The sequence below is a fragment of the Pseudomonas sp. DC1.2 genome (assembly GCF_034351645.1).
In the GTDB taxonomy this organism is placed as follows: Bacteria; Pseudomonadota; Gammaproteobacteria; order Pseudomonadales; family Pseudomonadaceae; genus Aquipseudomonas.
In genome coordinates, this window is record NZ_CP133782.1 from 1,649,283 (window position 1) to 1,662,892 (window position 13,610).

Below are 13,610 nucleotides of genomic sequence, written 5' to 3' on the forward strand. Positions count from 1 at the left end.
TCGGTGACAAGGCCTCATCGCGCAGCGATTCCTGTCATTGATCAGGCTGGCGCGTGTTGCGCCACCGCCACCTTGTAAATTGAGCGTTTCGGCTGGGCAAACAACCGCTCCATCATTGGCTCAAAAAAACTCAACGGCAGGTGCTCATAGGCGGGATCAAACGCGGCAGCATCATAGTTGGCGCAAAAATCGATGGTCGCTTGATACTGCGCATGTCCGCTGAATTGCTCGCGTAAATGCCTGTCCATGCCCAAGTGATGAAAGAAGTAGTAGCCCTGGAAAATCCCGTGCTTCTCCACTATCCATAGATTTTCAGCGCTGACGAACGGTTTGAGAATGGCGGCGGCGATGTCTGCATGGTTGTAGGCGCCGAGCGTGTCGCCGATGTCATGGAGCAGGGCGCAGACCACGTATTCTTCATCTCGGCCATCGCGCCAGGCGCGGGTCGCCGTTTGCAGAGAGTGAGTTAACCGATCCACCGGGAAACCGCCAAAATCACCTGCCAGCAACGCCAGATGCGTGGCAATCCTTGTCGACAATTGCCGCGCATAGGCACTGAAATCTGAGGCGATAATCGCCCAGTCTTCCTCGGTGCCGTCCTGCATGTGGGTGAAATGGGCAGTGGCTTTCATCGGCTATCCTCTTGTTCTTGGCTGACGGGATATTTTCAGTGTAGGACTTGGATCCATTCGCGCACTGGCTGCGCAGGACGTATCGCTGGCCTGTGAAGCCTAGAACGGTACGCGGCCCAGGATCATGTCGCGGTACATCGTGAAGTCGCCCAGCAGACTGTAAAGCGGGTGCTGAAAGGTTGCCGGCCGATTTTTCTCGAAGAAAAAATGCCCGACCCAGGCAAAGCTGTAGCCGGCCAAGGGCAGGGCCCACAGCATCTGCCATGCGCCTTTGCCGAGGGTCAGCGCCAGAATAAAAATGACCAGCGAGGTCCCGACAAAGTGCAGCCGTCGGCAGGTACTGTTGCTGTGTTCGCTGAGGTAGTACGGATAGAACTCAGTGAAGCTGTTGAAACGCTTAAGGTTTTCCACGACTGCGATCTCTGTGGTTATTGTTCTGACGGCAAGTTGCTCTATGGGTAGCGTATTTGAGTCTAGAGTGATCATTGGCATCAGCCAGTGACAATAGGCGCCACTTTAGTATCCTTCGAAAACTGGCCGTAATAAGCGGCTCATCACGTAAGTAAACGCCATGAGCGAACGAACGACTTCTGCAAGTTGGGCGATGGGGATTGTTAAAGCGCTGGAGATGGACGGGCTGGATTGCCGTGTATTGTTCAAACAACTGGGGCTCGACTATGCGGCCCTGGATGATCCGGATGCGCGCTTCCCGCAAGACTCGATGACACGGCTCTGGCAGCGGGCGGTTGAGCTGTCCGGCAATCCGGCAATCGGTCTGAACATGGCCAAGGTGGTACGCCCGGCCTCTTTTCATGTGGCCGGTTACGCGTTGATGTCCAGTCAGACCCTGGCCGAAGGCTTTCAACGATTGGTACGGTATCAGCGGATCATCGCTGAAAGCGCCGACCTGAGTTTTCGCCTGCTCGACGAAGGCTATGCGCTGATTCTGACGGTCCATGGCGACCACCTGCCTCCCACCCGGCAAAGTGCTGAAGCGTCTCTGGCCTGCGCCCTTGCGCTGTGTGGCTGGTTGACCGGACGCACCTTGCAACCGCGCAAGGTACTGGTGCAGGGTGCTGAACCCGCCGATCTCGGGCCCTATAAACAAGCCTTCCATGCGCCGTTGATGTTCAACGCCCCCTACGATGCGCTGATCTTCGAACGGGCTGACATGGAGGCGCCGCTGCCCACGGCCAACGAAGCCATGGCGGCGTTGCATGACCGGTTTGCCGGAGAATACTTGGCGCGCTTCTCTGAGAGCCGAGTGACGCACAAGGCGCGGCAGGTATTATGCCGTTTGCTGCCCCAGGGTGAGCCCAAGCGCGACACGGTGGCGCAGACCCTGCACCTGTCGCAACGCACGTTGCAGCGCCGCTTGCAGGAGGAAGGCACCAGTTTTCAGGCGCTGCTGGACGACACCCGGCGCGAATTGGCCGAACAGTATCTCGCACAGCCAAGCATGACGTTGCTGGAAATTGCCTACCTGCTGGGGTTTGCTGATCCGAGCAACTTCTTCCGCGCTTTCCGGCGTTGGTTTGACATCACCCCCGGCGAGTACCGGACGCGGCTGCTGGCCGCGCCCAACCGGATCAATGACGCCAGAACGCAGGAATACACAGCACAAACACCGTAATGATCTCCAGACGGCCCAGCAACATGCCGAACGAGAGAATCCACTTGGCGGCGTCCGGCAGGGTGGAGAAATTGCCCGCCGGGCCAATGGTCTCGCCCAGTCCTGGGCCGACACCCGACACCGTGCTGGCGGCACCGGTCAGCGCGGTCATCCAGTCCAGGCCCAGCAGCGACAACATCAGCGCAATCGCGCAGATGGTGATAGCGAAAAAGAACGAGAAGGTCAGTATCGAGCGCACGATTTCTTCGTCGAGGCGGTGGCCGTTGTACTTCTGTTTGATCACCGCGCGCGGGTGAATTAACTGGTTAAGGTTGGCCTTGAGCAGAATGTAGGCGACCTGAAAGCGGAAAATCTTGATTCCGCCAGCGGTCGAGCCAGAACAGCCGCCAATAAAACCCAGATAGAAGAACAGCATCAGCGAGAAATTGCCCCACATGCTGTAGTCCCCAAGCGCAAACCCAGTGGTGGTCACCACCGAAGTCACGTTCAGTGCCACATGCCGCAGCGCGTCCAGCCATGGCAAGTTGGTGGTCCACCAGTACCAAGTGCCGAGCACCACCCACGTCACCAGCAACAGGCCAAGCAGGCCTTGAACCTGCTGATCCTTGATCAGGGCTCGACGGTTACCGCGCAGGGTCGCCACATACAGTGTGAAGGGCAGGCTGCCGAGGATCATCACGACGACGGCTACCCAATGCACAGCCGGTTGTTTCCAATGGGCCAGGGACTCGTCGGAGGTGGAGAAACCACCGGTGGAAATCGCCGACATCGCATGATTGATCGCATCGAACAGGTTCATCCCGGCCCACCAGAACGCCAAGCTGCCGACAATGGTAATACCGACGTAGGCCGCTACGATCAAACGCGCCACCATGTGCGAACGGGGCATAACCTTTTCGGAACGGTCCGACGACTCTGTCTGAAACAGCCGCATGCCACCGATGCGCAGCAATGGCAGAATAGCGACCGCCATGCCGATAAAACCAATGCCGCCGAGCCAGTGCAGCAACGAGCGCCATATCAGGATGCCGGGGGACATGCTGTCCAGGCCACTGAGCACGGTGGAACCGGTGGCGGTGATGCCGGACATGCTTTCAAAGAACGAATCGGTGTAGCTGATGTGTTGGGTCAGTAAAAATGGCAGCGCAGCGAAGATGCACACCACCAGCCAGCTACTGACGGTCAGCAGGTACATGTCCCTGGGCCGCAGGTGTATATGTTCGGGCCGGCCGGGAATTACCAGGGCCAAACCCGCCACAAAGGTAATCATGCTCGCCCAGATAAACGACGGCAGGTCGCTGGTGCGGTCGAAGATCACCAGAGTGGCCATCGGCACGAACATGGCGATCGCCAGGGTAATCAGGAAGATGCCGATGATGAAACCAATGATCCGTAAGGTCGGCAACGCCATGAAGTCCGCTCGGGGTGAAATAGAGATGGACGCCATTCTACCTGCGGGGCAGGTCATGTAAACCGGCAGCCCGGCGGCACTTGCCGCTAGAATGGCCGGACAATTTTTCCAGGAGGTGGCCGATGCAGGCTCTCGACGCTTTGCTCAACCGTGTTTCCGTTCCACGACTGTTAGACCCTGCGCCTACCGCAGAACAACGTGAAGTGCTGTTTGCCGCCGCCCTGCGTGCGCCGGATCACGGTCACTTGCAGCCGTGGCGCTTCCTGACTGTCGAAGGCGCGGCGCGGGAGCAGATGGGCGAGTTGCTGGCGCAAGCGGCGAAGTTGCAGGACAGTCATGCGTCCGAGGCTGTGCTGGACAAGGCCCGCAATGGTCCGTTGCGGGCGCCACTGGTGGTCGTGGTGATCGCTCGTTTGCAGGAGCACTTCAAGGTGCCGAAGTCCGAGCAATTACTGGCGGCCGGCTGTGCGGCTCACGGGATTTTGCTGGCAGCCTACGCTCAGGGCATTGGTGCGGTGTGGCGAACCGGTGAACTGGCCTATTCGGCACATGTGGCCAAAGGACTGGGACTGGCTGAAGGCGAGGAGGTGATTGCGTTCCTTTACCTCGGTACGCCGCAGAAAGAGCCGCGAGTCGCGGATAAAGTCGAGCTGAGCGAGTTTGTCAGCGCGTGGACGCCTACGGCCTAGTGTTAGCGAAAGGGCTGTGACAGTCAGTAATCATCTTGACTGCGACAGCCCTTGCGTCAGTAAAGCCGTTTTACACCGTCACAACTGAACCACTGCCCCCGGTTCCAATGGCAACTCCAGGCTGGCAATAAACCCTCCTTCCGGATGATTGGCCAGTATCAAGCTACCGCCATGACGCTCGGCTGCGCGCCGTGCGATGGCCAGACCGAGGCCATGGCCGGCGGCGGACTGGCCCGGCGCGCGGTAGAACGGCTCGCCTAATTGACTCAAATGTTCGGCCTGCACGCCAGGGCCATGGTCGCGAACGCTGATGACAATTCTTTCGCCTTGACGTGAGACGCGCATTTCAATGGGATGCTCCGGCGGATTAAAGCGCTGCGCGTTGCGCAACAGATTATCCAGGGCACGTTCGATCATGGTCGGCCAGCCTTTGAGGTGGAGTAACGGCTCCGCCTCCACTTGTACGTTCTGTTCCGGCGAGCCCAATTGGGCATCCTTTTGCAACGTCACCAGCAAGGCGTTGAGGTCCACGTCTTCAGCACTGGCGTTGTCGGCATCGACTCGCGCCAATACCAGAATTTCGCTGATCAAGGCCTCCAGACGATCACATTCGCGGGTCAGTCGCGGCCAATATTTTTCCCGTTCCTCAGGCGTACTCCGCTCGGCCAGCGCCAGTGCAATGCGCAGTCTGGCAAGCGGTGAGCGCAACTCATGCGAAACATCTCGCAGCAACTGCCGCTGACTGCTGATCAGGCTTTGTAAGCGAGAACCCATTCGGTTGAAATCGTTCGCCAGTACGCCGAATTCGTCGCGCCGGTTGGCCAGCTTTACCAGGCTGTTTTGCTGATAAGTTGTTTGTCCAAGATCATGCACTGCGCCGCGTAAACGGCTGAGAGGGCGAGTGATGGACAGGGTCACCAACAGGCTGAAAAGGGTCAGTACCACCAGCGCAATCCCCAGCGCGCTCAATGGCCAGACCAAGCTTTTGCGGCGCCATGCATCCAGTTCCGGGTGGGGGATGCGATAGATCAGCAAGTAGGTATTGCCGGTCTTTTCGCTGGTGTATTCAGTGGTCAGGCGGCGCCAGGGCAAGCGGCGATCATCGTCATTTTGCCGCGCCTCGAAGGCCGCCGCCCGGCGTGGAAAAGTGCCACGCACCACTGGGTCGCCGCTCTCGTTGAGCACCTGAACATCGATGTGGTACTGGTGCTTACGCTGTTCCAATATGTCCTGGGCGGCTTCCTCGCCCTCTGATTCGTAGGTTTGCGTCCACCGTTGCGCCAGTGTGTTGAGGCCCGGATGGCGACTGAGAATCCATGCGTCTTGGTTGAGCATGTGCCCAAGCAGAATGAAAAGCCCTGCAACCAGAGCGATGGCTAGCCAGAAGCTGGCCAGAATTCGCCAGAACAATGAGCGCACAGAAAATCCTCAAACAAAGAAAGCCCAGCGGCGATGAACCGTTGGGCTGGGGCGTAACGCTAGAACATTATTGCGCTTTTTGCGGTTGTTGCGCTTTCCAGGCCTTGAATTCGGCCCACTCTGCGCGACGCTCAGCCTGTTTTTTCTGGATATCGTCGAATTTCTTCTGTTGATCCGGCTTGAGCACTGCACGCACATCAGCTTCGGCTTTCTGATGCTTGGCCGCTACTTCGTCTTTCATGGCTTTCTGGTCGGCTGGGGACAGTTTATCCAGATATTTTTCGACCAGTTGTTTGCGATCATGCATCTGCTCGCCCATGATTTTGCGAATTTGCTCGCGCTGTTCGCGGCTCAAATCCAGCTGGCTGTAAGGTCCTTTGCCGTGCATGTCGTGCATCTGACCGCCGTGGCGCGGGCCATCCATCGGGCCATCCATCGGCCCGGCACCTTCAGGCATTGCCATGGCAGCGGTCGGTAGGGCGGCAGCGAACATCAGAGCGATAAGGGTCTTGCGCATGGTGAATCTCCTTGTCTCGTTCCCGGTACGTTCCGGATGAGTACAGACTACGGAGATCAAGGTCAGCGGCGGTCAGCGAAGCGTAAAGCTTGGGTAAAGACGCTTTTGTGCCGACCTTACAAAACTTACAGGCTGTAGTAGTAACCGCGACTGCGCAGGGCGACGATACGCGGACGCCCATCAGTATGTGGTCCGATCTTTTTGCGCAGGTTGCTGACGTGCATGTCCAGGCTGCGGTCGTACAGGGTCAGTTTGCGACCCAAGGCGATCAGCGCCAGTTCCTGCTTGTCCAGCGGCTCACCGGGTTGCTTGATCAGCGCTTCAAGCAGGCGACTTTCGGAGGCGGTGAGCGTGAATTCCTGCTCATTGATACTGACCACACCACGCAACGGACTGAAGCACAGATCGCCCAGTTCCAGCTGGCTGGACACGGCCGACGGATGACTGCGTCGCAACACGGCACGCAGTCGGGCTGTCAGTTCTCGCGGGTCACAAGGCTTGGCCAGGTAATCATCAGCGCCCAATTCCAGGCCGAGGATACGGTCCAGCGGTTCACCGCGGGCCGATAGCATCAGCACGGGCAAATCAGGGTGATCACCGCGCAACTGCTTGAGCAGTTCCAGGCCACTGCCATCCGGCAGCATGACGTCCAACACCACGGCCGCCGGCGATATTTCGGTCAAGGCACGGCGTGCGCTTTGACCATCATGGCAAGCGCGGACCACGAAGCCTTCCTGGCCTAGCCAACTGCTCAGGAGCTCACAGAGTTCCTGGTCATCATCAATTAATAACAGCTCGCTCATGACGCACTCAATTTAGCCATTGTCGACGTTTTCGACTTGCACCACTGGCGAAGATACCGCAGAGCAGAGCCAATAGCGCTACTCCGGCCCCAGTGACGAACCATTGCTGTTGGTCTGTCAGCAGGCGCGGCAGCGGGCTGGCCAAGGCCTCCTTGAGTTGCAGCTTCAGGCGCTGGTTCTCTTGGCGCAACCGGGTCAGTTGAGCGCTTTCGCGTTCACCATCAGGATTTTGCAATTGTTTACTCAGTATTTCTCGTTGTTGTTCACTGGCCTTCAAGCGTTGTTGCAACTCGGCGAGCGGGCTGCCGGTGCTCAAGGACGGTGAGGTTGAACCAGCACCTTCGGCGCTTACTTCAGCGCGGGCGTAGACCCCGATCGACAACGTCACCAACATCAGACACAACGGACCCTTGCGCATCATGACTCCTGATTCCAATCGAGTTATTGGGCAAGTTGTCGGCAGGTAAACAAGAATAATGAGCGATAGATAGCACGATGAACCGATAGGGTTCATCGCACGAAGAACATTACGGCAGTACTTGCTTGAACGGCTTAACCGAAACGTTGGCGTAGACGCCAGCACTGACGTAGGGGTCGGCGTCTGCCCAGGCTTGTGCAGCACTCAATGAATCGAATTGGGCAACGATCAGGCTGCCGGTGAAACCCGCGGCTCCTGGATCATTGCTGTCGACCGCCGGGTGCGGTCCGGCCAGTACAACGCGACCCTCGCCCTTGAGCTGTTGCAGGCGCTCAAGGTGTGCAGGCCTTGCGGCGAGGCGAGCTTCCAGGGAGTTGGCGACGTCTGTGGCAACGATGGCGTAGAGCATGTCAGTCCTCGGTTTTTGGGGTTGTGGTATCAGCGTCGTGCAAGTGACGGGACAGGTAAATGCCTTGGCCAACCAGGAATAGTAGCGTCATGCCCAGGCTGCCGAAGACCTTGAAGTCGACCCAGTAATTCTGGAACGTGAACGCAACGAACAGGTTGGCAGCGCCGCAAAACAGGAAAAAGATAATCCAGGCGATGTTCAAGCGTGTCCAGACCGAGTCCGGCAGGGTTAGTGCGTGACCCATGATGCGTTTGATCAGCAAGCGGTCACCGATAAAATGGCTGCCGATGAACGCGAGGGCGAACAGCCAGTTGACCACCGGTGCTTTCCATTTCAGGAAGGTTTCGCTGTGGAAGGCCAAGGTCAGGCTGCCGAAGACCAGGCAGGCGATAAGGGTCAGCCACTGGCTCTTTTCCAGCTTGCGGTGGGTGATGAACAAGGCGCCGTAAACAACCAGTGAGCTGATAATCAGCATGGCGGTGGCGCTGTAAATACCGCCGACATTCAGTTCATGACCGGCGATGTCGACGACCCGAGGATCGATCTTATAGACGATGAAAAACAGCAGAAGCGGGATGAAATCGATGAATTGTTTCACAGTGGCAGCCAGAAGCAGGATGTGGCGGCATAATAACAAACATATTGGCGCGCGATAGCGCCAGCTGATTTGAGGTTACAAAGCCCCGTGAATGTTGATTTGCACTGCCATAGCACGGCCTCCGATGGCGCCCTGGCGCCTGCGGTACTGGTTGCGCGTGCGTTCGAGAAAGGCGTGCGAGTCCTGGCCTTGACCGATCACGATACCCTTGAAGGGCTCGACGAGGCCCGCAGCGCTGCGGCCGCGCTGGGGATGCAACTGGTCAACGGGGTTGAGTTGTCCTGCACTTGGGGCGGCGCGACCATTCATGTGTTGGGCTACGGTTTCGATGTCAATGCCGTGCCGTTGGTCGAGGCAATCGCCCGGCTGCACGATGGCCGTTGGCTAAGATCTGAAGAAATAAGCCGTAAGTTGGCGTTGAAAGGTATGCCTGGCGCGATGGAGGGGGCCAGGGAGATGCAGCAGGCGTTGGGCGACAGCGGTAACGCGCCGGCCCGTCCGCATTTCGCCGACTGGATGGTGCGCGAGGGTTTCGTCAAGGATCGAGCTGAGGCATTTCGCAAATGGTTGGGCGCCGGCAAACTGGGGGACGTCAAGCAACACTGGCCAACCCTGGAAGATACCGTTGCCACCTTGCGCGCCGCTAATGCCTGGGTCAGCCTGGCGCATCCGTGGCATTACGATTTCACCCGCAGCAAGCGTCGTCGCTTGATTGGCGACTATATTCAAGCGGGCGGCCACGCTATTGAAGTGGTCAATGGTCATCAGCCTGCGGAACAGGTAGGCAGTTTGGCCATTTTGGCTCGTGAGTTTGGTCTGCTGGTCAGCGCCGGCAGTGATTTTCATGGTCCTGGAGGCTGGTCCGAGATTGGCGAATACCGCCCGCTTCCTGAGGATCTGCCACCCCTGTGGTGTCGATTCAAACATGACCCAGTTATTGCCGCCGTCTGAACAGGTAGAAAATGTGAGTCAATTTTTCCAGATTCATCCGGAAAACCCGCAAGCGCGCCTGATCAAACAGGCGGTCGAGATCATCCGCAACGGCGGGGTAGTTATTTACCCCACCGATTCGTCGTATGCCATTGGTTGTCAGATTGGCGACAAGAATGCTGTGGAGCGTGTGCGTCGGCTGCGTGCGCTGGATGACAAGCACAACTTCGCGCTGATTTGCAGCGATCTGTCGCAGCTCGGCGTGTTCGCCAAGATCGACACCGGCACCTTTCGTATTCTCAAGGCTCATCTGCCGGGGCCGTATACCTTTATTCTCAACGCCACCCGCGAAGTTCCGCGGCTGTTGCTGCACGCTAAAAAACGCACCATTGGTCTGCGGGTGCCAAGCCATCCAATAGCCCTGGCGCTACTGGCGGAGCTGGGCGAGCCACTTATGAGCGTGAGCCTGATCATGCCTGGCGACACTGATCCCCTGACGGACCCTTACGAAATGCGTCAGTTACTTGAACATCAGGTGGACTTGATCATCGATGGTGGTCACGGCGGGATCAAGGCCTCCACGGTGATCAGCCTCGCCGATGGCGAGCCGCAAGTGATCCGCGTCGGATGTGGCGACCCTGCACCGTTCATGGCCGAGGCCTAGATGTCGGCAGTAGAACCCGTCGACAGTCAGGCCGGCGCTCAGCAAGAGCTTCCGTTTGCCATGGTCTACGGCCAGGCAGTCATGGAAATGCCGCTGGACCTGTACATTCCGCCGGATGCTCTTGAGGTGTTTCTTGAGGCCTTCGAAGGTCCGCTCGACCTGCTGCTGTACCTTATACGCAAACAGAACATCAATATCCTTGATATCCCTGTGGCGGAAATCACCCGTCAGTACATGGGTTATGTCGAGTTGATGCAGTCGGTGCGCCTGGAGCTGGCCGCCGAATACCTGGTCATGGCCGCCATGCTGGCCGAGATCAAGTCGCGGATGTTGCTGCCGCGAGCGGAGTCCATCGAAGCTGAAGAAGATGATCCCAGGGCTGAACTGATCCGCCGCTTGCAGGAGTACGAACGCTTCAAGGCCGCTGCCGAAGGCATTGACGGCCTGACCCGCGTGGGCCGTGATGTGGTGGTGCCCAAGCTCGATGCGCCCGAGGCCAGGGCGCGCAAGCTGGTGCCGGACGTGAGTCTGGAAGAGTTGCTGATGTCCATGGCTGAGGTGCTGCGCCGTGGCGACATGTTTGAAAGCCACCAGGTCAGCCGCGAGGCGCTGTCCACTCGTGAGCGCATGAGCGATGTGCTGGAACGGCTCAAGGGCGGCGGTTTTGTACCCTTTGTCGAGCTGTTCACGGCTGAAGAGGGGCGTTTGGGGGTGGTGGTGACCTTTATGGCGGTCCTCGAACTGGTCAAGGAATCCTTGGTCGAGCTGGTGCAAAATGAGCCGTTCGCGGCGATCCACGTGCGGGCCCGAGCAGAATAACGAGTTGAATCATGAACCTGACTGAACCCCGCGAGCTGGCGCCATTGCTTGAAGCCTTTCTGTTGGCCTCGGGAAAACCGCAATCCCTGGAACGCCTGTTCGAACTCTTCGAAGAAGGCGAACGGCCGGAGCCGCCGGTTTTCAAAAAAGCACTGACGATTCTCGCCAAATCCTGTGATGGCCGAGCCTTTGAACTAAAGGAAGTTGCCTCCGGGTATCGTCTGCAAATTCGCGAAAAGTTTTCGCCGTGGGTTGGGCGTTTGTGGGAAGAGCGCCCGCAACGTTACTCACGCGCCATGCTCGAAACCATTGCGCTGATTGCCTATCGTCAGCCGATCACCCGTGGCGAGATCGAAGATGTGCGGGGTGTGGCGGTCAATAGCCACATCGTCAAAACCTTGCTGGAGCGGGAATGGATCCGCATCGTCGGTTACCGTGATGTGCCCGGCAAACCGGCAATGTTCGCCACCACCAAAGCGTTTCTCGATCACTTCAACCTGAAAAACCTGGACGACCTGCCGCCACTCGCCGAGCTGCGGGAGATGGAACCTGACCCTGTGCTCGATTTCGATGACGCGCCGGTGCCTGCCAGCTTGCAGGAACTTGCCGACGCTAGCGCAGAGCCGGAAGAGCCCAAGGAAGAAACCAGTTTTCACACGTTGCTGCTGGAACTGGACACCATGGAAGAGGGGATCAAGACCGACTTCGACGATTTGCTGCGTGATGGGGCGGTGACTGAGGCTGACGAGGGTGTCGAGCAACCTGAGGTTGAGCCTGAAATCGAAGTTGAACTTCAGGTCGAACCAGGCGCCGAAAGAGAGGACGAGCCGGAGCAAAAGCAGGAAGACGACGTGCTCGGCGTCGCCGAGGCGCGCGAGAAGCTGTTGGCCGCTGTCGCCGCGCTCGAACAGCCTAAGCCCGAACTCAGCGATGAAGAGGCCGAAGCGCTGGCCATTGCCGAAGCGATCGAAGCCGAGCGTCGCGAGTTCGAAGACTGACCCGCATCCGGTGGGCAATAAAGATCCCCAGTGGGAGCGCGCCCAAGGAATCTGCCATGAGTTCAACCAAAGACCCCTGCATCAGCGTCTGTAAATTTACCGAGGATATTTGCATCGGCTGCGGACGCAGCAAGCGTGAGATCAAGGCCTGGAAGAAACTCGACAAGGCTGAAAAGCGCACAGTGCTGGCCGAAGCATCGCTGCGGTTGATCCGTCTCGGCGGCGCCGTTCGGCGCAAATCCAAATAACCTTTCGTCTATCAACTAGTCTCTGATGCGCGAAGGCTCCCATGAGCGTATGATTCGCGACCCTTTGGCGATCTCTTCGCCCAAGAACCCAGCTTTCAACTCTTCAGGCCATGCCTGAACAGACCACACCGGGAGGTGCCCAGATGAGTGTTAACGACCAGAAAGACGACCAGGAAATCGGCCCAGCAGGCGAAAAACTGCAGAAAGTCCTCGCCCGTATTGGCGTGGGCTCGCGCCGCGACGTAGAAGCCTGGATCAGCCACGGCCGCATCAAGGTCAACGGCAAAGACGCCACCCTTGGGCTGCGTGTCGACCTGCATGACGCCATCACCATCGATGGCAAGGTGATCAAGCGCGAAGAAGCCGCCGAGTCGGTACGCCGCGTGATCATGTACAACAAGCCAGACGGTGAAATCTGCACCCGTGATGACCCTGAGGGCCGTCCGACCGTGTTCGACAAGATGCCGCGTCCTAAAGAAGGTCGCTGGATTAACATCGGTCGTCTGGACATCAACACCACCGGTCTGCTGATGTTCACCACCGACGGTGAGCTGGCTAACCGCCTGATGCACCCTTCCTACGAAATGGACCGTGAATACGCGGTCCGTGTGCGTGGTGAGGTGGACGACGAGATGATCGAGCGTCTAAAGGCAGGCGTCGTCCTTGAAGACGGGCCGGCCAAGTTCACCGACATTAAACAGGCACCCGGTGGTGAAGGTTTCAACCACTGGTATCACTGCGTAGTGATGGAAGGTCGCAACCGCGAAGTTCGTCGTCTGTGGGAATCCCAAGGGCTGGTGGTCAGCCGTTTGAAGCGCGTGCGTTTCGGCCCGGTATTCCTTAACTCCGATCTGCCGATGGGTCGCTGGCGCGAAATGAGCCAGTACGAAGTCGATATTCTGAGCGCTGAAGTCGGCCTGACTCCGGTGGCTATGCCGCAGATGAATGCCAAGAGCAAAGACAAGCTTGAGCGTATGCAGCGCAAATCGTCGCGCCCGGTGGGCAAGACCGAGCGCGTGCGTACCTTGCGTCCAGCCGCGGGTGCCCCCGCTGCCGGTCCACGTCCAGCACGTGAGCCGCAGATCGAAGGCGAGCGTCCGGCGCGCAAGCCAGCAGCCCCGCGTGCTGATGGCGAGCGCGGTCCACGCACGCCGCGTCCGGCCAATGGCCGCACTGAACGTGGCGAAGGCCGTGGTGCGCCATCCGGTGGTCGTAGCGATCGCGGTGCTCCAGCGGGTCGCGGTACGCCAGTGGCCGATCGTCCGTCCGATTCCAAGCGTCCGTCAAAGCCTGCGCCGAAGAAACGTCCGGGTATCGTCCTGGTCGACCGTGATGCGCCATCGGGCAAACGCCGCGGTGCGCCGGCCGGTTCCGGCCAGCGTCCGGGCTTTGGTCGCCGCAAGCCTGAGTAATCGGTAAGCG

Annotated in this window: 17 protein-coding genes; 8 read left to right on the top strand and 9 right to left on the bottom strand. The window is 58.6% G+C overall.

Features of this window, described 5'->3' with window-relative positions; translation table 11 throughout:
- Window positions 1-41 precede the first annotated feature (41 nt).
- Complete coding sequence (locus RHM68_RS07405; protein ID WP_322221432.1) at window positions 42-632, bottom strand: HD domain-containing protein; 591 nt, start codon at window positions 630-632, stop codon at window positions 42-44.
- Between the two features lie 99 nt (window positions 633-731).
- Complete coding sequence (locus RHM68_RS07410) at window positions 732-1,043, bottom strand: DUF962 domain-containing protein (RefSeq protein WP_322221434.1); 312 nt, start codon at window positions 1,041-1,043, stop codon at window positions 732-734.
- Window positions 1,044-1,203: 160 nt separating this feature from the next.
- Here RHM68_RS07410 and RHM68_RS07415 point away from each other — a divergent pair, with 160 nt between their 5' ends.
- Window positions 1,204-2,265 (top strand): AraC family transcriptional regulator, encoded by a 1,062-nt coding sequence (locus RHM68_RS07415; protein WP_322221436.1) that lies wholly within the window; start codon window positions 1,204-1,206, stop codon window positions 2,263-2,265.
- Here the strand turns inward: RHM68_RS07415 and RHM68_RS07420 are convergent.
- Complete coding sequence (locus tag RHM68_RS07420; protein WP_322221438.1) at window positions 2,222-3,676, bottom strand: TrkH family potassium uptake protein; 1,455 nt, start codon at window positions 3,674-3,676, stop codon at window positions 2,222-2,224. The two genes, RHM68_RS07415 and RHM68_RS07420, sit on opposite strands and share 44 nt — an antisense overlap.
- A gap of 122 nt (window positions 3,677-3,798) precedes the next feature.
- Here RHM68_RS07420 and RHM68_RS07425 point away from each other — a divergent pair, with 122 nt between their 5' ends.
- Window positions 3,799-4,365: an NAD(P)H nitroreductase gene (locus RHM68_RS07425; protein ID WP_322221440.1), complete on the top strand. Its 567-nt coding sequence runs from the start codon at window positions 3,799-3,801 to the stop codon at window positions 4,363-4,365.
- Window positions 4,366-4,443: 78 nt separating this feature from the next.
- Here RHM68_RS07425 and RHM68_RS07430 read toward each other — a convergent pair whose 3' ends face one another.
- From RHM68_RS07430 to RHM68_RS07455, 6 genes are all read right to left on the bottom strand, one after another.
- Window positions 4,444-5,784: a HAMP domain-containing sensor histidine kinase gene (locus RHM68_RS07430; RefSeq protein ID WP_322221442.1), complete on the bottom strand. Its 1,341-nt coding sequence runs from the start codon at window positions 5,782-5,784 to the stop codon at window positions 4,444-4,446.
- A 67-nt stretch (window positions 5,785-5,851) separates the two neighbouring features.
- Complete coding sequence (locus tag RHM68_RS07435) at window positions 5,852-6,301, bottom strand: LTXXQ domain protein (protein WP_322221444.1); 450 nt, start codon at window positions 6,299-6,301, stop codon at window positions 5,852-5,854.
- Between the two features lie 125 nt (window positions 6,302-6,426).
- Window positions 6,427-7,104: a response regulator transcription factor gene (locus RHM68_RS07440; protein WP_322221446.1), complete on the bottom strand. Its 678-nt coding sequence runs from the start codon at window positions 7,102-7,104 to the stop codon at window positions 6,427-6,429.
- A gap of 7 nt (window positions 7,105-7,111) precedes the next feature.
- Complete coding sequence (locus RHM68_RS07445) at window positions 7,112-7,522, bottom strand: translation initiation factor 2 (protein WP_322223719.1); 411 nt, start codon at window positions 7,520-7,522, stop codon at window positions 7,112-7,114.
- Between the two features lie 109 nt (window positions 7,523-7,631).
- A complete protein-coding gene (locus tag RHM68_RS07450; RefSeq protein WP_322221448.1) occupies window positions 7,632-7,931 on the bottom strand; it encodes a YciI family protein in 300 nt (99 codons plus the stop codon).
- A 1-nt stretch (window position 7,932) separates the two neighbouring features.
- Complete coding sequence (locus RHM68_RS07455; RefSeq protein WP_322221450.1) at window positions 7,933-8,529, bottom strand: septation protein A; 597 nt, start codon at window positions 8,527-8,529, stop codon at window positions 7,933-7,935.
- A gap of 87 nt (window positions 8,530-8,616) precedes the next feature.
- Between RHM68_RS07455 and RHM68_RS07460 the strand changes: the two genes are divergently transcribed.
- The 6 genes from RHM68_RS07460 (at window position 8,617) to rluB (ending at window position 13,600) form a co-directional block, all read left to right on the top strand.
- Window positions 8,617-9,480 (top strand): PHP domain-containing protein, encoded by an 864-nt coding sequence (locus RHM68_RS07460; RefSeq protein ID WP_322221452.1) that lies wholly within the window; start codon window positions 8,617-8,619, stop codon window positions 9,478-9,480.
- 13 nt (window positions 9,481-9,493) lie between these two features.
- On the top strand, window positions 9,494-10,123 hold the full coding sequence (locus tag RHM68_RS07465; protein ID WP_322221454.1) for an L-threonylcarbamoyladenylate synthase: 630 nt from the start codon (window positions 9,494-9,496) through the stop codon (window positions 10,121-10,123).
- Window positions 10,124-10,183: 60 nt separating this feature from the next.
- A complete protein-coding gene (locus tag RHM68_RS07470) occupies window positions 10,184-10,942 on the top strand; it encodes a ScpA family protein (RefSeq protein WP_322223722.1) in 759 nt (252 codons plus the stop codon).
- A gap of 11 nt (window positions 10,943-10,953) precedes the next feature.
- Window positions 10,954-11,940, top strand: a complete 987-nt coding sequence (gene scpB / locus RHM68_RS07475; RefSeq protein ID WP_322221456.1) for an SMC-Scp complex subunit ScpB — start codon at window positions 10,954-10,956, stop codon at window positions 11,938-11,940.
- Between the two features lie 56 nt (window positions 11,941-11,996).
- Complete coding sequence (locus RHM68_RS07480; RefSeq protein WP_322221458.1) at window positions 11,997-12,188, top strand: DUF1289 domain-containing protein; 192 nt, start codon at window positions 11,997-11,999, stop codon at window positions 12,186-12,188.
- A gap of 143 nt (window positions 12,189-12,331) precedes the next feature.
- Window positions 12,332-13,600 (top strand): 23S rRNA pseudouridine(2605) synthase RluB, encoded by a 1,269-nt coding sequence (rluB, locus tag RHM68_RS07485; protein WP_322221460.1) that lies wholly within the window; start codon window positions 12,332-12,334, stop codon window positions 13,598-13,600.
- Window positions 13,601-13,610 lie beyond the last annotated feature (10 nt).

Bases quoted from the DNA above. Each gene is read 5' to 3' on its own strand.
- RHM68_RS07405 (WP_322221432.1), bottom strand. From the start codon at position 632: ATGAAAGCCACTGCCCATTTCACCCACATGCAGGACGGCACCGAGGAA.
- RHM68_RS07415 (WP_322221436.1), top strand. From the start codon at position 1,204: ATGAGCGAACGAACGACTTCTGCAAGTTGGGCGATGGGGATTGTTAAA.
- RHM68_RS07420 (WP_322221438.1), bottom strand. From the start codon at position 3,676: ATGGCGTTGCCGACCTTACGGATCATTGGTTTCATCATCGGCATCTTC.
- RHM68_RS07425 (WP_322221440.1), top strand. From the start codon at position 3,799: ATGCAGGCTCTCGACGCTTTGCTCAACCGTGTTTCCGTTCCACGACTG.
- RHM68_RS07435 (WP_322221444.1), bottom strand. From the start codon at position 6,301: ATGCGCAAGACCCTTATCGCTCTGATGTTCGCTGCCGCCCTACCGACC.
- RHM68_RS07440 (WP_322221446.1), bottom strand. From the start codon at position 7,104: ATGAGCGAGCTGTTATTAATTGATGATGACCAGGAACTCTGTGAGCTC.
- RHM68_RS07445 (WP_322223719.1), bottom strand. From the start codon at position 7,522: ATGCGCAAGGGTCCGTTGTGTCTGATGTTGGTGACGTTGTCGATCGGG.
- RHM68_RS07450 (WP_322221448.1), bottom strand. From the start codon at position 7,931: ATGCTCTACGCCATCGTTGCCACAGACGTCGCCAACTCCCTGGAAGCT.
- RHM68_RS07470 (WP_322223722.1), top strand. From the start codon at position 10,184: ATGGTCTACGGCCAGGCAGTCATGGAAATGCCGCTGGACCTGTACATT.
- scpB (WP_322221456.1), top strand. From the start codon at position 10,954: ATGAACCTGACTGAACCCCGCGAGCTGGCGCCATTGCTTGAAGCCTTT.
- RHM68_RS07480 (WP_322221458.1), top strand. From the start codon at position 11,997: ATGAGTTCAACCAAAGACCCCTGCATCAGCGTCTGTAAATTTACCGAG.
- rluB (WP_322221460.1), top strand. From the start codon at position 12,332: ATGAGTGTTAACGACCAGAAAGACGACCAGGAAATCGGCCCAGCAGGC.